This window comes from Pseudomonas paraveronii, assembly GCF_963681955.1.
GTDB lineage: Bacteria > Pseudomonadota > Gammaproteobacteria > Pseudomonadales > Pseudomonadaceae > Aquipseudomonas > Aquipseudomonas paraveronii.
In genome coordinates this window covers 5,769,761-5,788,357 of sequence record NZ_OY817130.1, presented here as the reverse complement: position 1 = coordinate 5,788,357, position 18,597 = coordinate 5,769,761, and the positions used below count along the sequence as shown (strand labels likewise).

Sequence of the window (18,597 nt, the reverse complement as noted above, 5' to 3'; positions counted from 1 at the left end):
ATTCTAACGGGGCATCGCGCCCTTGTCGTGCTGCGGAGAAGAGCTTGGACAGAGTGTTTATCGAAGGCCTGGAAGTCGACACCGTGATCGGGGCCTACGACTGGGAGCGCGGCATCAAGCAATGCCTGCGCCTGGACCTGAGTTTCGCCTGGGACAACTGCCCGGCCGCCGCGGGTGACGACCTCACTCTGGCGCTGGATTACGCCAGTGTGTCCGCGCGCATCCAGGCCTTTGCCGAACAGTCGCAATACCAGTTGGTGGAAACCTTTGCCGAGCGTCTGGCCGAAGTGCTGATGAGCGAATTCCAGATTCCCTGGCTGCACCTCAAATTGACCAAGCCGGGGGCCGTGCCGGCCGCCAAGGGCGTGGGCGTGGAGATCGAGCGCGGATGTCGCTAACTCAGGTTTACCTTGGTCTTGGCAGCAATATCGAGCGCGAGCCCCATCTGCGTGCGGGCCTGGATGCGCTGGCGGGCTTCTTGATTGACGTGCGCTGCTCGGCGGTGTTCGAGAGTCAGCCGGTGGGCATCAAGAGCGGGCCGTTCTTCAACCTGGTGGTGTCGGCTTTTACCGACCTGTCGTTGATGGAGCTGGATCGCCGGTTGAAATCCATTGAGGCCGACAATGGCCGCTATGCGCCGGATCGCAAAGGCCTGCCGCTGGATATCGATGTGCTGTTGTACGGTGACCTGGTGGGCAACTTCGATGGCCTGATCCTGCCGCGTGCAGAAATCCTGAAAAACGCCTTCGTGCTGTGGCCGCTGTCGATGATGGCGCCGGATCGTGTACACCCTGAGGTGGGCAAGACGCTGGCTGAGCTGTGGCGGGATGCGCAGATCGATCAGGTGCTGGCGCCCGTCGGATTCGAATGGCAGGGCCAGCAACTGACGCCGAGCACGCTCCTATAGGGCGTGTTGGTCCTTATAGGCTTTCAATGTCTTGAGCCGTTCGCGCTTCAGGGCCTCGCCCAGCTCGGGGCCTTTAAAGCCCTTCTCCAGCAACGGCGCCACCGCGACCTCGCGCGCGGCCTTTGCGGCGCCGCGCAAATAATCTGCCTGTGGATAACTGCGGTGCTCGAAGCCTGTGCGACCTCGGGCGTCCATTTCGCAGGCGACCACAAACTCTTCAAAGCGCTGCGGCCGCCGGTAAACGTCAAAACTCTGCAGCAACTCCAGTAATGTCGAGGCTTTCAACTCCAGCGCGCGATGACCATGGGTGTGGTATTGGCCCACCAGCAGCGCCAGTTCCTGGCAGTCCCTGGGTGCTTTGAAGCGTTCATTGACCGCTTTGATCAGCTTCAGGCCGCGCTGCTCGTGGGCAATATGCTGCGGCAACTTATCCACAGGCGTCAGGCCTTTGCCGACGTCATGCAGCAGGCAGGCCCAGCGCACCGTCAGGGGCTGATGATGCACGGCGGCCTGCCGGAGCACGCTCAAGGTGTGAACACCGGTGTCGATCTCGGGGTGATGGGCGGCGGGCTGCGGCACGCCAAACAGTGCGTCGACTTCCGGCATCAAGGTTTTCAGAGCGGCGCAATCGCGCAGCACCTGGATGAACACTTGGGGTTGATCTTCCATCAGGGCGCGGGAAATTTCTTTCCAGCTGCGCTCTGGCGTCAAGGCTTGGAGTTCACCGGATTCGCTGAGTTGACGCATCAGGTCCAGGGTTTGCGGGGCTACCGTAAAACCCAGGTGGGCGTAGCGCGCAGCAAAGCGCGCAACCCGCAATACACGTAGGGGATCTTCGGCGAATGCCGGTGAAACGTGGCGTAAAATGCGTGCTTCAAGATCGCGCTGGCCGTGATAGGGGTCGGTCAGCCTGCCGTCGTCGTCCTCTGCCATGGCGTTGATGGTCAGGTCGCGGCGGATCAGGTCTTCTTCCAGCGTGACTTCGGGGCTGGCGTGAAACACAAAGCCGCCATAGCCCCGGCCACTCTTGCGCTCGGTACGGGCGAGGGCGTATTCGTCGCCGTTTTTCGGGTCGAGGAATACCGGGAAGTCCGCGCCCACCGGTTTGTAGCCCTTGGCGAGCATTTCCTCGGTCGTTGCGCCGACGACGACGCGGTCAATATCGGTGACCTTGATGCCGAGAAGGCGATCACGCACCGCGCCGCCGACTGTGTAGATTTTCATGAAAAAGCCTCCATTAGCCGCACAGGATAACGTCTGTGTCGGGCCAATGGAGGCTTTGCCGTGTCAGAGATGAACGACGGCCAGGTCCAGGCGGCCGTAGTCGTTGTCGTTGTGATCGCTGCGCGGTGGTACGTGGTGGGTTTTCATCACCTGATCGCCCTGCAGGGTTTCCAGGTGGATATCGAACCCCCACAGCTGATGCAGGTGCTTGAGCACTTCCTCAGTGGACTCACCCAGGGGTTTGCGGTCGTGCTGCTGGTGACGCAGGGTCAGCGAGCGGTCGCCGCGCACATCGATGCTGTAGATCTGCACGTTGGGCTCGCGGTTACCCAGGTTGTATTGCGCCGCCAGGGTTTCGCGGATGGTGCGGTAGCCGGGTTCGTCGTGGATGGCCGGCACCGTGAGGTCGTCCTTGAGGTCGTCATCGAGGATGCTGAACAGCTTGAGGTCGCGAATCACCTTGGGCGACAGGTATTGCAGGATGAAACTCTCGTCCTTGAAGCTGCTCATGGCGAACTTGATGGTCGATAGCCAGTCGGTGCCGGCGATTTCCGGGAACCAGTGGCGGTCTTCTTCGGTGGGGTGTTCGCACATGCGCCGGATGTCGCGGTACATGGCAAAGCCCAGCGCATAGGGGTTGATGCCGCTGTAGTACGGGCTGTCGAAGCCGGGCTGGAACACCACGCTGGTGTGGGACGTGAGGAACTCCATCATAAAGCCGTCGGTGACCAGGCCTTCGTCGTACAGATCGTTGATCAGGGTGTAGTGCCAGAACGTTGCCCAGCCTTCGTTCATCACTTGGGTCTGGCGCTGTGGGTAAAAGTACTGGGCGATCTTGCGCACGATGCGCACGATTTCCCGTTGCCACGGCTCTAGCAGGGGCGCGTGCTTTTCCAGGAAATACAGGATGTTTTCCTGAGGTTCGGCGGGGAAGCGTGCATTGTCCTTGTCGCTGTTTTTGCCGGCGCGTTTGGGAATGGTGCGCCATAGGTCATTGATCTGCTTCTGTAGGTGTTCTTCACGCTCCTTCTGGCGCAGGCGTTCTTCTTCAGCGGAAATCGGGTAAGGGCGTTTGTAGCGATCGACGCCGTAGTTCATCAGGGCATGGCAGGAGTCGAGTAAGTCTTCCACCGCATCGATGCCGTGGCGCTCCTCGCACTGCATGATGTACTGCTTGGCAAACACCAGATAATCGATGATGGAACTGGCGTCGGTCCACGTGCGAAACAGGTAGTTGCCCTTAAAGAAACTGTTATGCCCGTAGCAGGCATGAGCCACCACCAGTGCCTGCATGCAGATGGTGTTTTCTTCCATCAGGTAGGCGATGCACGGGTCGGAGTTGATGACGATCTCGTAGGCCAGGCCCATCTGGCCGCGGCTGTACGATTTTTCAGTGCTGAGGAAGTGTTTGCCGTAGGACCAATGGTGGTAGCCCAGGGGCATGCCGACCGAGGCGTAGGCGTCCATCATCTGTTCGGCGGTGATCACTTCGATCTGGTTGGGGTAGGTGTCCAGGGCATAACCGGCCGCGATACGGCTGATTTCCCGGTCGTAGGCCTGGATCAGTTCAAAGGTCCACTCGGACCCGGTGGAAATGGGTTGGCGTTTCTGCTCTTTGGCGGTCATGTCACTAACCTGCGCTGGAAGAGTTCACGGAAGACCGGGTAGATATCGCCGGCCGAGACCAATTGCTGCTGGGCGAATGTATCGGCGAAGGCTTCGCCGATGCGCTCGTATTCGAACCACAGCGCCTGGTGCTCACGAGGGGTGATCTCGACATAAGTGTAGTACTGCACGAATGGCATGATCTGGTTGATCAAGATATCCCGGCAGATCGGCGAGTCGTCGTTCCAGTTGTCGCCGTCGGAGGCCTGCGCTGCGTAGATATTCCAATCGTTGGCCGGGTAGCGCTCAGCCATGATTTCCTGCATCAGTTTCAACGCGCTGGAGACGATGGTGCCGCCGGTTTCCCGCGAGTAGAAGAACTCTTCTTCGTCGACTTCCCGGGCGCTGGTGTGGTGGCGGATGAAGACCACATCGATCTTGTCGTAATTTCGCTTGAGGAACAGGTACAGCAGGATGAAAAAGCGCTTGGCGATGTCTTTGGTGGCCTGGGTCATGGAGCCAGACACGTCCATCAGGCAGAACATCACCGCCTTGGAGCTTGGGTTGGGTTGTTTGACCAGCAAGTTGTATTTCAAGTCGAAGGTGTCGAGGAACGGCACGCGGTGGATGCGCGCGCTGAGTTTCTCGATTTCCGCCTCGATTGCCTGGATATCGCCGAAGTTGTCTGGCTCTTCGCGCTTCATGCGCTCCAACTCTTCCTTGGCCTCTCTCAGTTTGGCGCGGCTGCTGCCGGACAGGGCGATACGCCGGGCATGAGCCGAACGCAGGGTGCGGATAATGTTGATTCGCGAAGGGTTGCCTTCATTGCTGATCCCGGCGCGCACGGTCTTGAACGTGTCGGTGCCGGTCAGGTTGCGCTTGACCAGGTTGGGCAGTTCCAGGTCTTCGAACATGAATTCGAGGAATTCTTCCTGGGTGATCTGGAACACGAACTCGTCCATGCCTTCGCCGGAGTTACCCGCCTTGCCAGGGCCCTTGCCGCCGCCACCGCCTTGGGGGCGCTGGATATGTTCGCCGGTGGTGAATTCCTTGTTGCCCGGATGCACCACCGTCTGCTTGCCGCCCCGGCCGTGGTGCAGCACCGGTTCGTCGATGTCGCGTCCGGGAATGCTGATTTGTTCGCCATGCTCCATGTCGGTGATGGAGCGGCGGCTGACGGCCTCTTCAACGGCCTTTTTGATGTGGTCACGGTAACGCCGCAGGAAACGTTGACGGTTTACCGTGCTCTTGTTCTTGCCATTGAGGCGTCGGTCGATCACATAGCTCATGGGGAGCCCTCCGGGCAGCTTCACGTTACAAGCTTCAAGCCGCGAGCTGGAAGCTTAGAGACAAGCGGTCGACTGCCAGGCCGTGGGCCTGGCATTGCACGCCTGTCGCTGCCTTACTGCGATTTGCGCACCCGCAGATACCACTCGGAGAGCAGCCGTACCTGTTTGTCGGTGTAGCCACGCTCGACCATCCGTGTGACGAAGTCGTTGTGTTTTTGCTGATCCTCCTTGCTGGCCTTGGCGTTGAAGCTGATGACCGGCAGCAGATCCTCGGTGTTGGAGAACATTTTCTTCTCGATGACCACCCGCAGCTTCTCGTAGCTGAGCCAGGTGGGGTTTTTGCCATTGTTGTTGGCGCGGGCGCGCAGCACGAAGTTGACGATTTCGTTGCGGAAATCCTTCGGATTGCTGATGCCGGCCGGTTTTTCGATCTTTTCCAGTTCCTCGTTGAGGGCCACACGGTTGAGGATTTCGCCGGTTTCGGGGTCGCGGTATTCCTGGTCCTGAATCCAGAAGTCGGCATACAGCACGTAGCGGTCGAAGATGTTCTGACCGTACTCGCTGTAGGACTCCAGGTACGCGGTCTGGATTTCCTTGCCGATAAACTCGATATAGCGCGGCGCCAGGTATTCCTTGAGGAAGCGCAGGTAGCGTTCGCGGGTTTCGGCCTGGAATTGTTCCTGTTCGATCTGCTGTTCCAGCACATAGAGCAAGTGGACCGGGTTGGCGGCGATCTCGTGAGGGTCGAAGTTAAACACTTTGGACAGGATCTTGAACGCAAAGCGCGTCGACAGGCCGTTCATGCCCTCATCCACGCCGGCGGTGTCACGGTATTCCTGGATCGACTTGGCCTTGGGATCGGTGTCCTTGAGGTTTTCGCCGTCGTACACGCGCATCTTCGAATAGATATTCGAGTTCTCCGGCTCCTTGAGGCGCGACAGCACGGTGAATTGCGCGAGCATCTTCAAGGTGTCGGGCGCGCAATGGGCTTTGGCCAGGGAGCTGTTGAACAGCAGCTTGTCGTAGATCTTGATTTCGTCGCTGACCCGCAGGCAATACGGCACCTTGACGATGTAGATCCGGTCGATGAAGGCTTCGTTGTTCTTGTTGTTGCGGAAGGTGTGCCATTCCGATTCGTTGGAGTGGGCCAGCAGAATCCCGGTGAACGGAATCGCGCCGAGGCCTTCGGTGCTGTTGTAGTTGCCTTCCTGGGTGGCGGTGAGCAGTGGGTGCAGCACTTTGATCGGGGCCTTGAACATCTCCACGAATTCCATCAGGCCCTGGTTGGCCCGGCACAGTGCGCCCGAGTAGCTGTAGGCGTCGGCGTCGTTCTGTGGGAATTCTTCCAATTTGCGGATATCGACTTTACCCACCAGCGCCGAGATGTCCTGGTTGTTCTCGTCGCCCGGCTCGGTTTTGGCCACGCCGATCTGGTTGAGGATCGACGGGTAGAGTTTGACCACGCGGAACTGGCTGATGTCACCGCCGAACTCGGACAGGCGTTTGGTGGCCCACGGCGACATGATGGTGTTGAGGTAGCGCCGTGGGATGCCGAAGTCTTCTTCGAGAATCGCGCCATCTTCCGTGGCGTTGAACAGGCCCATGGGCGATTCGAAGACCGGTGAGCCCTTGATGGCGTAGAAGGGCACTTTCTCGATCAGTTGTTTGAGTTTTTCGGCCAGGGACGATTTACCGCCGCCAACCGGGCCGAGCAGGTAGAGGATCTGTTTCTTCTCTTCCAGGCCTTGGGCCGCGTGCCGGAAGTAGGAGACGATCTGGTCGATGCACTCTTCCATGCCGTGGAAGTCTTCAAAGGCCGGGTAGCGGCGGATCACCTTGTTCGAGAAGATTCGCGACAGGCGCGAGTTATTGGAGGTGTCCACCAACTGCGGCTCGCCAATTGCCAGTAACAAGCGTTCGGCGGCAGACGCGTAGGTGCTGCGGTCGCGTTTGCACAGATCGAGATACTCTTGCAGCGTGAGTTCTTCCTGCTGTGTGGACTCGAAGCGTTGTTGGAAGTGGCTAAAGATACTCATGACGTCGTCACCTCGCTCGATACGTGGAGCCGACGCCGGATCAATCAGTCGATGCTGGCAGTCATTGACGATCGCCAATGGCCGTTTTCCCCCCAGAACACCCTGTAACGCTACCGATGACCCGCACGCCGGTGTACCGGCTCTCCCCTGATTCGGATGGCCTGCGCTTAAGGATAGTTCGGAATCTGCGAGGTAAAGGCGTGATACACAATTTGTTTGGCTGCGCCGTTCGTCAGAAGCGGCGCAAGCCCAAGCGTCACGCGGGGTAGCGGGGTGTGAAAAAAATTATTGCGAATCGCCAGCGGCAATTTCTGCAGGATAGGTCGTGCGCCACAGCTCAAAGCCGCCGTCCAGACTATAGACGTCGGAGAAGCCTTGGCTGACGAGATAGGCGGCCGCGCTCTGGCTGGAGTTGCCGTGGTAGCAGGCCACGATCACGGGCGCGTCGAGGTCGGCGGCGCGGATGAAGTCGGCGATGTTGTGGTTGTCCAGGTGTCGGGCGCCTTTGATGTGGTTCAGGGCGTAGGTCTGGGGGTCACGAATATCCACCACCACTGCGCCTTGTTCGCGCAGGGCCTGGGCTTGTTCGGGTGGGATACGTTTGAATTCGCTCATGGCGGGCTCCTTGGGCTTGGCGGCTCGCGGCGTCTAGCGCTTGGCGGCAACCGTCGGGGTAAGGGGAATAGGGGAGGGGCACTGGCAGCTCAGACGCTCGCCGGTGTCGATGTTCATCAGGGTCATGGCGCCGCCCCACACGCAGCCGGTGTCGAGGGCGAACACGCCGGGTTCATCGCATTTGCCTTCGAGGGCCGCCCAGTGACCGAAGATGATCTTCGTGTCGCGGGTCTTGCGTTCCTTGTGGGCGAACCACGGCTTGTAGCCGGGCAGCGCGGTGTCGGCGCCTTCCTTGCTCTTGAGGTCCAGCTTGCCGTCGGCGGTGCAGAAGCGCATGCGTGTGAAATAGTTGGTGATCACGCGCAGGCGGGCGACGCCCGTCAGCTCGTTGTCCCATTTCACTGGCTCATTGCCGTACATGCCGTCGAGGTAGGCGATGTACCGGTTGTCATCGGCCATGGCGCTTTCGACTTCGGCAGCGCACTTGAGGGCTTTTTTCAGCGTCCACTGCGGTGGAATACCGGCGTGGACCAGCACCATGTCGCGGTGCTCGTCGTAGTGCATGATCTTTTGCCTGCGCAGCCAGTCCAGCAGGTCGACTCGGTCCGGCGCTTCGAGGATTTCCCGCAGGGTATCGCCCTTTTTCAGACGCTCGATGTTACTGCCAGCCGCCAGCAGGTGCAGGTCGTGGTTGCCCAGTACGCACACCAGGGAATCGCGCAGGCCATATAAGTAGCGCAGGGTCTCCAGGGATTCGGGGCCACGATTGACCAGGTCGCCCACCAGCCACAGGCGATCGTTCGCCGGGTCGAAGGCCACGCGTTCGAGCAGGCACTTGAGGGGTTCCAGGCAGCCTTGCAGGTCGCCGACCGCATAGGTTGCCATCAGTGCAGGGCTCCGGGCACGGCGAGACGAAATGGCTGGATGATCGCGTCGAACAGTTTGCCGTCGGTGGCTTTCATCTGATACGAGCCTTGCATGGTGCCGACCTTGGACGTCATCACCGTGCCGCTGCTGTAGGTATGGCTGGCGCCGCTATCGATCAGCGGTTGCTGGCCGACAACGCCGGCACCACGCACTTCCTCCACTTGACCGTCACCGTCGGTGATCACCCAGTGGCGTGACAGCAGCTTGGCCGGCACCAGCCCGTTGTTTTTCACCGTGACGGTGTAGGCAAAGGCGAAACGGTTCTGTTCGGGTTGCGATTGGTCCGCCAGGAAGCGGGTAACGACGCTGACGTCGATCTGGTAGCGAGGATCGGACATGCAAGAGGCCTTAAAAGCAAAAGCGGAGGACAGCAGATGCGGATCAGTCTAGGCCAAGAGGTGTGCACTAGGCCAGACATGCTGTCTGGCCGGGTGCAGGGTCGGGCTTCAGTCCGCGACGGGCGGCGGTTGGATCGCAAGCTGGTCGGCCAGGCGCACGAACGCGGCCAGGTCCAGTTGTTCCGGGCGCAGGCTGCCGTCGACGCCGGCGGCTTCGATCTCGGCGTTGCTCAACAGCGCTTTGAGCGTATTGCGCAGGGTCTTGCGGCGCTGGTTGAAGGCTTCGCGCACGACGCGCTCCAACAGTTTGTGATCCTTGGCCGGGTGTGGGAGCACGGCGTGGGGCACCAGGCGCACGATGGCCGAATCGACCTTCGGCGGCGGGTTGAACGCGCCCGGGCCTACGTTGAACAGGTGTTCGACGCGGCAGTGGTACTGAACCATGATCGACAGACGGCCCCAATCACCGCCGCCAGGGCCGGCAGCCAGGCGCTCAACCACTTCTTTCTGCAACATGAAGTGCATGTCGCGGATGATCCCGGCGTTGTTCAGCAGGTGAAAGATCAGCGGCGTGGAGATGTTGTACGGCAGGTTGCCCACGACCCGCAGGCTGTTGGGCGCGGCATTGAGGCTGGTGAAGTCGAACTTCAGCGCATCGCCCTGGTGCAGGATGAAATTGGACTTGCCGCCAAACTGCTGGTTGAGGATCGGGATCAGGTCTTTATCGAGTTCAACCACGTCCAGTTGCGCGCCGCTGGCCAGCAGGCCTTGGGTCAGTGCGCCCTGGCCCGGGCCGATTTCCAGCAGACGGTCTTCGGGCTTGGCATGGATGGAGCGCAGGATGCGGTCAATCACGCCAGCGTCGTGCAGGAAGTTTTGCCCGAAGCGCTTGCGCGCCCGGTGTTGGTAATGCTCGGTCATATACGGGTCTCGGCCATCTGATAGGCGGTTTCCAGGGCCACGCGCAGGCTGCCGGTGTCGATCTTGCCGCTGCCTGCCAGGTCCAGGGCGGTGCCATGGTCGACGGAAGTGCGGATGATCGGCAGGCCCAGCGTCACGTTGACTGCGGCGCCGAAGCCTTTGTATTTCAGCACGGGCAGCCCTTGGTCATGGTACATCGCCAGCACTGCGTCGCAGTGCTCCAGATATTTGGGGGTAAACAGAGTGTCCGCAGGCAATGGGCCGCGCAGGTCCATGCCGTCTTGGCGCAGACGCTCCAGGGTGGGTTCGATGATGTCGATTTCTTCATGGCCCAGGTGGCCGCCTTCACCGGCGTGAGGGTTGAGCCCACAGACCAGGATGCGCGGTTGGGCGATGCCGAATTTTTGTTGCAGGTCGGCGTGCAGGATGCGCGTGACGCGCTCCAGACGCTCAACGGTAATGGCATCGGCCACATCGCGCAGCGGCAAGTGCGTGGTCACCAGGGCGACGCGTAGGCCATGCGTGGCCAGCATCATCACGACTTGGGCGGTGTGGGTCAGTTCGGCAAGGAATTCGGTATGGCCGGAAAAGGCGATACCGGATTCGTTGATCACGCCCTTGTGTACGGGGGCCGTGATCATGCCGGCGAAGTCGCCGTCGAGACAGCCTTGTCCGGCACGGGTCAGGGTTTCCAGCACAAAGGCCGCATTGGCCTTGTTCAGTTGCCCGGTGACCACCTTGGCCAGCAGCGGGGTATCCCACACGTACAGGCTGCCCGCAGGGGCTGGCAGGTCGGGCCAGTTGCCCGGCGCAACGTCCAGCAACTTGACGGACACGCCCAGTTGCGCGGCCCGCTCAAGGAGCAGGTCGCGGCTGGTAATGGCGATCAGGGGATGTGGCTGGGGTTGCGAGGCGAGCAGCAGGCACAGGTCTGGACCAATGCCGGCCGGCTCGCCGGGTGTGACTGCGAAACGCTGGGGTTTCACTGGTTTGCCTGGTTGGTGCCTGTTTGCTCGGCGCCTGGCAGTTTGTTTTCTACGTAGGCTTCGTCACGGATCTGACGCAACCAGGTTTGCAGCTCTTCGTCGTACTTGCGGTTGCGCAGCACGGTCAGGGCTTGCTGTTCGCGGGCCTGGCTGGTGTTGTCGGTGGCGCGGCGGCCAAGGACTTCCAGTACATGCCAGCCATATTGAGTCTTGAATGGTTTGGACAGCACGCCCTGCGGGGTCTTGGCCATCACTTCCTGGAACTCCGGCACCAGCGCTCTCGGGTCGATCCAGTTGAGGTCGCCACCGTTGAGGGCAGAGCCTGGGTCTTCCGAGAAACTTTTGGCCAGGGTGGCAAAGTCTTCGCCGCTTTCGATGCGGTCATAGATCTTCTGGGCCAGTTCCTTGGTTTGCGCTTCGGTGCGGACTTCGTTTGGTTTAACCAGGATGTGACGAACGTGCACTTCGTCTTTCAGCGAGGTTTCGCCGCCACGACGTTCCAGCAACTTGAGGATGATGAAGCCGCCAGGGGTGCGGGCTGGCTGGGTAATGCCGCCCACTTCCATGGCACTCAGTTCACGGTCGAACGGAGGTGGCAATTGAGCAGCTTTGCGCCAGCCCATATCGCCGCCTTCCAGGGCGTTGTCGCTGCCGGACTGGGCAATGGCCATTTGAGCAAAGTCAGCACCGGCCTTCAGGCGATCATAGATAGCCTGGGTTTTGGCGGCGGCTGCATTGAGCTGCTCGGAGTTGGCGCTGTCCGGGGTCGGGATCAGGATGTTGGCCAGGTGCAGTTCTTCGGAGAGCTGCATCTTGCCCAGGTCCGATGCGAGGAAGTTCTTTACTTCCTGCTCGGAGACCTGAACCCGCTCGGCCACACGGCGCTGACGCACACGGCTGATGATCATTTCGCGGCGGATCTGGTCACGTGCGTCCTCATAGGACAGGCCATCGTGGGCCAGGGCGGCGCGGAACTGATCGATGCTCATGTTGTTGCGTTGCGCGATGGTGCCGACGGCCTGGTTCAGTTCTTCGTCCGAAATACGGATGCCGGAACGATCACCGATCTGCAATTGCAGGTTTTCGACGATCAGGCGCTCCAGCACCTGTTGGTCCAGGACGCTGGTAGGCGGCACGCCACCGCCACGCTTGGCGATGGTTTGCTGAACTTCCTTGACCCGTTGGTCCAGTTGGCTCTGCATGATCACGTCGTTATCGACGATGGCCACGACCTTATCCAACTGTTGAACCGCGGCATGCGCCGATACGGTACCCAGGAACAGCGCGCCCAGCACGAGCGGGCGCAGACAATCAGAAAGCTTGATCTTCACGTTCACGATAACCTTGAATGCCTTTGTCGAGGAAGCTCTCTACCTTGGCGCCGGTCAGGCCGCCGAGTCCTTTGAGGACGATCTGGAAGAAGAGCCCGTGGTCACCCTTTTCGTTAAGCGGGGCGATCTGGCTGTATTCGTCGTTGGAAACCCAGTAACGGTTGATGACGCGCAGTTTCCAGCAGCAGTTGTCGTACTCGAAACCACCGAAGGCTTCCAGGGTACGGTTGCGGGCGTAGTCGTACTGCCAGCGGGTGATCATGTTCCACTGGGGAATGATCGGCCACATCATCGAGAAGTCGTGTTGTTGGATTTTGTAGTAATCCTTCACGTAGTTATCTGTACCAGGAGTGCCGTAGTCGCCGCCAAACTGCCATTTGCCGGTCAACTGGTTGTAGACCACCTGGTCGTTGCGATAGCGATAACCGAGGTTGACGACCTTGTTCGGGTTGTCTTCCGGCTGGTAGTGGAACATCGCGCTGCCGGAACGTGGAGCGTGGCTTTCCGTGTCCCAGTTGTAGTCGGCAGTGGCACGCCAGTCGCGATTGAAGCGGAACTCGTAGTCCAGGGCGATCGGCGAAACGTCGCTCTGGGCGTCGGCGCGGTCGGCTGCCACGATACCGGGCAGTTGAACCTCGCGGTCCTTGAAGTACAGGGCCTGGCCGACGCTGACGCGTTGGCGTTCGAAGCCGTTTTCTTCGATCCAGCGGCTGGTGACACCCAGGGACAGCTTGTTCTCATCGCCGATCCGGTCGGTGCCGCTGAAGCGGTTGTCACGGAACAGCGAGGCGTAGCTGAACGAGTATTCGCTGGTGTCGAAAACCGGGATGTCGCTCTGGTCTTTATTCGGTACATAAAGGTAGAACGCACGCGGCTCGAGGGTTTGGCGATAGTCTTTGCCGAACCAGTTGGTGTTGCGGTCGAAGTACAGGCCGCTGTCGACGCTGGCGATTGGCACGGCGCGATCTTGCGAACTCTTGAACGTCTGACCGGCTGCAGCCATTTGCGTCTTGCCGGTACCGTCAAGGTCGAGGTCGTACTTGGTATAGACGTACTTCAACTTCGGCGTAATAAAGCCGTAGGTCCAGTTCATCGGGTAGTCGACGGCAGGGGCGGCGTTCAAGCGAGTACCGTTTGCGCGGGTCAGGCCTGTGACATAAGTGTCCAGACGAGGCGATACTAGGCCATTCTCATCGGTAAACGAGCCGTTTTCGAGGCTACGTTCAAAGCGAACCGCTTCGGTCTCGTAGGTGAAGTTCAACCCGCCCGGATGGTACGGCAGCGCACCATTGAAAGTGATCTGCGGCAACCGATCATATGGCGTGATCTGAGAGATCGTTGCCAACTGATAAGCCTGGACGTTCACGCGCGCTTGGTAAGAATCGCCTCGATAAGCCACAGAGCCTTGCTGGTTCAGGTAGTCCCGACTCTCAACCCCTTCCTCATACGACTTCAAATCCTGGAAGTAGTAAGGATCGCTGATCTTGGTGTAATCCACCTGGGTCGTCAGTCGCGAATCCAGCCCGCCCTTATGCTGCCAATTGAGCATATAGCGCGTTTTTTCGTAATCGGTCTGCTTGCTGCGTTCGTCGCTGTCGTCGTTCAGGTACGCGCCGCCGAACTGGCCTTCGCTGGATTTGGTGAGGTAGCGGAATTCGCCTTCCATCAACAAGCCGCGCTTGGTCATGTATTGCGGGTACAACGTGGCGTCGTAGTTCGGTGCCAGGTTGAAGTAGTACGGCGTCACCAGCGTAAAGCCAGTCTCGCTGCCGGTGCTGAAGCTCGGCGGCAGGAAGCCGGATTGACGACGATCGTCGATCGGGAAATAGATGTAGGGGGTGTACAGGATCGGGATGTTCTTGATCCGCAGCGTCGCGTTGGTGGCCGTACCGAAACCGGTGGCCGGGTTCAACGTGATGTTGTTGCCCTTGAGCTGCCAGGCGTTGCTGTCTGGCTCGCAGGTGGTGTACGTACCGTCCTTGAGACGGATGATCGCGTTTTCGGCGCGCTTGGCGTACAGCGCGTTACCGCGGATGCGTGACTTGTGCATCACGTATTCGGCGTTGTCGATCTGTGCGGCGCCGGTATCGAGCTGGACCTGGGCGTGGTCGCCGACGATCAGGGCGCCGTTGTCGCGCAGACGGACATTGCCGTTCAGCTCGCCACGGTTTTCGGCCTGGTACAGGCTGGCTTCTTCAGACTCAAGCTGCATGCTGCCCTGGCGCAGGACGACGTCACCGGCCAGGGTCGCGACCTGTTGTTCCTGCTCGTAACGCGAAGCCTTGGCGCCGATGAAGGTCGGCGCATCGCTCTGCTTCGTCTTGTCGTTCATGCCAGGACGAATCGGCTCGATGTACGCGCCGGAGCAATAAGGGCCGGTTTCAGCCAGTTGGGCGGCGGTCAGCTTCTCGCGGGGCACCCAGTCCAGGTGGCTGTAGTCGGCGCTGCGCGAACGCAGGCCACGGCCCTTGGATTCGGTGACCAGTGCGGTCTTCGGCTCGGCCTCGGCGCTGCCACCAGCCTCGGCCTGCGCCGTGCTGTTGGCCGAGCTGACGGCTGCACCGTCATGCACCGGACGCGGTGGCAATGGGGCGGCGGCGGTTTTCGGCGCGCAATCCCAGGCACCCGAAGCAGAGACTGAGCAGTCATACTGTTCCGCGGCGACCACGAATGAAGTGGCGAAGGGTTGCATGGCCAGCAGACTGCCGGTTACCAGCAACGGAAATTTTCTACGAAACGCGGGGGATTTCAATGCCATCTTATTAGTCCGGGCTTCCTGCGTGCCATCTGCCCGCGGTGTGGGCCGCACGCCTCTCGATGGTCTGAAAAAGATGCGTGATAATAAAGCATGACCCGCTTGACGGCTAGCGCCGTCGGAGACCCTTGTAATGCCCGAGCAAGATCTACGTTTACAACAGCTGAAAGTCTGGCTGGATGAGCAGTTGCCGATCCTCTTCAACGCTCAGGACTGGGGCGTCGTACCCCCGGCCACATTGACCGCGGCCAGTAGCGACGCGAGTTTCAGGCGCTACTTCCGCTGGGAAGGCGGGGCGCATACTTTCGTGGTGATGGACGCTCCACCCCCCCAGGAAAACTGCAAACCTTTCGTCGATATCGCCGATTTGCTGGCGAAATCGGGAATAAATGTGCCAAAAATTTATGCAGAAGATTTGCCGCGCGGCTTTCTTTTGCTCAACGACCTGGGCAGAAAAACCTACCTGGACGTGATTGACGAGCAAAATGCCGATCAATTGTTTGCCGATGCCATCGACGCCTTGCTGGCTTTTCAGCAGTTGCCGATGCACGCGCCGCTGCCCAGCTATGACGTCGCTTTGCTGCGCCGCGAGCTGGAGCTCTTCCCTGAATGGTACGTGCGCCGACACCTGGGGATCGAATTCGACGCGCACCAGCAGGCGCTCTGGCAGCGTGTCAGCGAGCGCCTGATCGACAGCGCCCTGGCCCAGCCGAAAGTACTGGTACATCGCGACTACATGCCGCGCAACCTGATGATCAGCGCACCGAACCCCGGTGTGCTGGACTTCCAGGACGCGGTCTATGGCCCGGTGACCTACGACATCACCTGCCTGTTCAAGGACGCGTTCCTCAGTTGGCCCCAGGCCCGCGTGCGCGAATGGCAGCGCGGTTATTGGCAGCGCGCCGCAGCTCTGGGCATCCCGGTGCAGGCGGATTTCGACGACTTCCAGCGCGCCAGCGACCTGATGGGCGTGCAGCGTCACCTCAAGGTGATCGGTATCTTCGCGCGCATCTGCCACCGCGACGGCAAGCCACGCTACCTGGCCGACGTGCCGCGCTTCTTTGCTTATATAGAAGCGGTGCTGGCGGACCGCCCCGAGTTGGGCGAACTGGCTGAACTGTTGGCCAGCCTGCGCCAACCCGCCGGGGCGAGCGTATGAAGGCGATGATCCTGGCGGCCGGCAAAGGCGAGCGGATGCGTCCGCTCACCTTGCACACGCCCAAGCCGTTGGTGCAGGCGGGCGGCAAACGCCTGATCGAGTACCACCTGGAGGCGCTGGCCAGGGCCGGTTTCAGCGATATCGTGATCAACCACGCCTGGCTTGGCCAGCAGATTGAAAGCTACTTGGGCGATGGTGCGCAGTTTGGCTTGCGCATCCGCTACTCCCCCGAGGGCGAGCCACTGGAAACCGGCGGCGGGATTTTCCAGGCGCTGCCGTTGCTGGGGGATGAGCCCTTTCTGGTGGTCAATGGCGATATCTGGACCGACTACAACTTCGCCCAGCTCCAGCGTCCCCTCCAGGGCCTGGCCCACTTGGTGATGGTCGATAACCCGGCGCATCACCCCTCGGGCGGGGATTTCTACCTGGATCATGGTGTGCTTCATGATGCAGCGCCCGGTGCCGATAACCTGACCTTCAGTGGCATTTCAGTGCTCGACCCCAAATTGTTCGCGGGTTGCAGCGCCGGTGCCTTCAAGTTGGCGCCGCTGTTGCGCGCAGCGATGGCGCAAGGGCAGGTAACGGGGGAACACATGACGGGACGCTGGATTGATGTCGGCACGCTGGAGCGCCTGGCGCAAGTCGAAACCCTGCTGACAGCGGGGCGCTAAGAATGTTGTGGCCAGGGACGCTGATCGGCGCCGGGGCTGGCTTTGCCATTGCCAGTATTCCGGGGGCCTTGTTGGGAGCCTTGTTGGGGCAGGCGTTGGATCGCCGCCTGCAACTGCACAGCTGGGCACAGTTGCGTGAGCGCCTGGGCGGGCGTTCGGCGTTGCGCAATGACGAGCTGTTGTTTGTGCTGCTGGGCCGTCTGGCCAAAAGCAATGGCCGCGTGGTGGACGGGCATATCCAGCAGGCACGCCAGGAAATGCGTGCGCTGGACATGACGGAGCCGGCCCAGCGCCGCGCGATTGCGGCGTTCAATCGCGGTAAATCCGGTTCTGACCGGGTGCGTGCTTACCTGCGCGTCCTCAAGTCCCAGCCCCACGCGGCAGAAGGCGTATTGCGCGCCTGTTGGCGGATGGCTTGGGCGGATGGCCGTGCGGATGATGCCGAGCGCGACTTGATCAACCTGTGGGGCAAGTGGCTGGGCTGGACACCACAGCAGCTTCAGGCGCTGGCCGCCGATTACGCGCCGGAGCGCAAGCCGGTGGCCAGTCGTGGCGCCGCGTATCAGGAGGCGTTGCGGATTCTGGGGGTGACCAGCACCACCGAACCGTCGGTGATCAAGCACGCCTATCGCCGCCTGCTCAGCCGCCACCACCCGGACAAGATCGCCGGCACCGGCGCGAGCCCCGCGCAAGTGCTTGAGGCCACCGAGCGAACCCGCGAACTGCATAACGCCTATACGTTGATTCGCGAGCGGCGGGATTTCCGCTAGTCGCCCGTTTTGGAGCGGGCGATCAGCTGTCTTTGGGCTCGGGGCTCAACCACCCGCGAACCCGTCGATACAGCTGCTCATGCTCGGCCGCACTGTTACCGGGCACGGTCTTGAGTGACACCTGCTTGTAGCCGTCATTCTTCAAGCGTTTGGCGGCCTGGGCGCGTTCCCGTGCGGTGTTTCGGTCCTGGGCGGCGTCCTGATAGAAGACATCCGCCGTGGGCACTTTCAAGCCCGGGGCGAGTTGTTGCAGGTCCGGTTGGCGACCCACGGGGGCCTTGCCCGCCACCATCACCAGCTTCTGCACCTGGCTCGGTTGTTTCTCGCTCAGGTAACGCGCGGCCCACCAGGCGCCGCTGCCATGGCCGAGCAGCACGACACTGCGGGCGCCTTGGGTCTGGGCGAAAGCGACGGCGGCATCGATGCGTTCGAAGATGCGCTTGGCATCGGTCTTGTCCTGTTCGTCCGCGCCCGGCACCACGGCCGGGTCGGTGCCTTCGGCTTCGGCGCTGGCGGCTTGCTCGATCGGTTTGGCGGCGGTGCTGCCGTCTTTGCTGCTGGTGTCGACGGCCGCCTTGGGCGCCTCGATCACCCGTGGTGGCAAGGTGTCCAGGTTCACGTCCGGCAGTGACAGACTGAGGGTGCCCCAGCCGGCATCCGGCAATTTACGCCGCAATGGTGCAATTGCTTGCGGCGAGTCAGCATTTTCACCCGCGCCAGGTACGATAATCACCACGCCTTCGGCTTCGGCGCTGTTGGCCGGTTTCCACAGAGCCAGGAATGAATCGCTGCCGGCCTGCAACTGTTGCTGTTCTTCCCGTGGGATTTGGCGCTCGAGGGCGCGGGCTTCTTCCTGGCTACGCTCCGGCAGGGGCAGGCGTTCGAGCGGTTTTTCGGCTGCCGGCGCAGGCGCGTCGGCGGCCTGGGCAGAAAAGACGGCGGTAAAGAGGAGTGACAGGCACAATGCTGGCAGTGCCGAACGGTTTCGAGGTGGCATCGTTTATTCCCGGCCAGAAGTGATTCCAGCAGCCTAATGGGTTGGTCAGTATTTGTCAGTGATGTG

The 18,597-nt window shown here is 60.8% G+C and carries 17 protein-coding genes; 5 read left to right on the top strand and 12 right to left on the bottom strand.

The features are described 5' to 3' along the window. Nucleotides 1-44: 44 nt before the first annotated feature. Complete coding sequence (folB, locus tag U5A08_RS26890; protein WP_321849210.1) at nucleotides 45-398, top strand: dihydroneopterin aldolase; 354 nt, start codon at nucleotides 45-47, stop codon at nucleotides 396-398. After that, on the top strand, nucleotides 389-907 hold the full coding sequence (gene folK / locus U5A08_RS26885; RefSeq protein WP_253399670.1) for a 2-amino-4-hydroxy-6-hydroxymethyldihydropteridine diphosphokinase: 519 nt from the start codon (nucleotides 389-391) through the stop codon (nucleotides 905-907). Before folB ends, folK begins: the two co-directional genes overlap by 10 nt. Here the strand turns inward: folK and U5A08_RS26880 are convergent. The 11 genes from U5A08_RS26880 to U5A08_RS26830 all read right to left on the bottom strand — a co-directional run bounded on the left by U5A08_RS26880 (nucleotide 902) and on the right by U5A08_RS26830 (nucleotide 14,937). Continuing rightward, nucleotides 902-2,131, bottom strand: coding sequence for a multifunctional CCA addition/repair protein (locus U5A08_RS26880; protein WP_321849209.1), 1,230 nt, complete (start codon nucleotides 2,129-2,131; stop codon nucleotides 902-904). The genes folK and U5A08_RS26880 overlap by 6 nt on opposite strands. A 63-nt stretch (nucleotides 2,132-2,194) precedes the next feature. Continuing rightward, entirely contained in the window at nucleotides 2,195-3,757 is a 1,563-nt protein-coding gene (locus tag U5A08_RS26875) for a SpoVR family protein (protein WP_321849208.1), read from the bottom strand. Then, nucleotides 3,754-5,025, bottom strand: a complete 1,272-nt coding sequence (locus U5A08_RS26870) for a YeaH/YhbH family protein (protein WP_247395848.1) — start codon at nucleotides 5,023-5,025, stop codon at nucleotides 3,754-3,756. The genes U5A08_RS26875 and U5A08_RS26870 overlap by 4 nt, the downstream gene beginning before the upstream one ends. A gap of 113 nt (nucleotides 5,026-5,138) precedes the next feature. Further along, entirely contained in the window at nucleotides 5,139-7,061 is a 1,923-nt protein-coding gene (locus tag U5A08_RS26865; RefSeq protein WP_321849206.1) for a PrkA family serine protein kinase, read from the bottom strand. 285 nt (nucleotides 7,062-7,346) lie between these two features. Next, nucleotides 7,347-7,676: a thiosulfate sulfurtransferase GlpE gene (gene glpE / locus U5A08_RS26860; RefSeq protein ID WP_253399662.1), complete on the bottom strand. Its 330-nt coding sequence runs from the start codon at nucleotides 7,674-7,676 to the stop codon at nucleotides 7,347-7,349. A 33-nt stretch (nucleotides 7,677-7,709) separates the two neighbouring features. Then, on the bottom strand, nucleotides 7,710-8,561 hold the full coding sequence (locus tag U5A08_RS26855) for a symmetrical bis(5'-nucleosyl)-tetraphosphatase (protein ID WP_253399660.1): 852 nt from the start codon (nucleotides 8,559-8,561) through the stop codon (nucleotides 7,710-7,712). After that, nucleotides 8,561-8,941, bottom strand: coding sequence for a Co2+/Mg2+ efflux facilitator ApaG/CorD (gene apaG, locus U5A08_RS26850; protein ID WP_253399658.1), 381 nt, complete (start codon nucleotides 8,939-8,941; stop codon nucleotides 8,561-8,563). Before apaG ends, U5A08_RS26855 begins: the two co-directional genes overlap by 1 nt. 108 nt (nucleotides 8,942-9,049) lie before the next feature. After that, entirely contained in the window at nucleotides 9,050-9,862 is an 813-nt protein-coding gene (gene rsmA, locus U5A08_RS26845; protein WP_017847810.1) for a 16S rRNA (adenine(1518)-N(6)/adenine(1519)-N(6))-dimethyltransferase RsmA, read from the bottom strand. Then, a complete protein-coding gene (gene pdxA, locus U5A08_RS26840) occupies nucleotides 9,859-10,848 on the bottom strand; it encodes a 4-hydroxythreonine-4-phosphate dehydrogenase PdxA (protein WP_253399656.1) in 990 nt (329 codons plus the stop codon). The genes rsmA and pdxA overlap by 4 nt, the downstream gene beginning before the upstream one ends. After that, nucleotides 10,845-12,185, bottom strand: coding sequence for a peptidylprolyl isomerase (locus tag U5A08_RS26835; RefSeq protein ID WP_321849203.1), 1,341 nt, complete (start codon nucleotides 12,183-12,185; stop codon nucleotides 10,845-10,847). The genes pdxA and U5A08_RS26835 overlap by 4 nt, the downstream gene beginning before the upstream one ends. Beyond that, entirely contained in the window at nucleotides 12,160-14,937 is a 2,778-nt protein-coding gene (locus U5A08_RS26830) for an LPS-assembly protein LptD (protein WP_321849202.1), read from the bottom strand. Before U5A08_RS26830 ends, U5A08_RS26835 begins: the two co-directional genes overlap by 26 nt. Before the next feature lie 130 nt (nucleotides 14,938-15,067). On the opposite strand from U5A08_RS26830, the gene U5A08_RS26825 reads away from it, so the two are divergent. From U5A08_RS26825 to U5A08_RS26815, 3 genes are read left to right on the top strand one after another with little or no spacing between them, the layout of a single operon-like run. Further along, a complete protein-coding gene (locus tag U5A08_RS26825; protein ID WP_321849201.1) occupies nucleotides 15,068-16,093 on the top strand; it encodes an aminoglycoside phosphotransferase family protein in 1,026 nt (341 codons plus the stop codon). Continuing rightward, nucleotides 16,090-16,764 carry an N-acetylmuramate alpha-1-phosphate uridylyltransferase MurU gene (gene murU / locus U5A08_RS26820; protein ID WP_321849200.1) on the top strand — a complete coding sequence of 225 codons (675 nt, stop codon included), beginning with the start codon at nucleotides 16,090-16,092 and terminating at the stop codon, nucleotides 16,762-16,764. Before U5A08_RS26825 ends, murU begins: the two co-directional genes overlap by 4 nt. A 2-nt stretch (nucleotides 16,765-16,766) precedes the next feature. Then, complete coding sequence (locus U5A08_RS26815) at nucleotides 16,767-17,534, top strand: TerB family tellurite resistance protein (protein WP_321849199.1); 768 nt, start codon at nucleotides 16,767-16,769, stop codon at nucleotides 17,532-17,534. A 22-nt stretch (nucleotides 17,535-17,556) separates the two neighbouring features. Here the strand turns inward: U5A08_RS26815 and U5A08_RS26810 are convergent, their stop codons facing one another. After that, nucleotides 17,557-18,531 carry an alpha/beta hydrolase family protein gene (locus tag U5A08_RS26810; protein WP_321849197.1) on the bottom strand — a complete coding sequence of 325 codons (975 nt, stop codon included), beginning with the start codon at nucleotides 18,529-18,531 and terminating at the stop codon, nucleotides 17,557-17,559. Nucleotides 18,532-18,597: the final 66 nt, after the last annotated feature.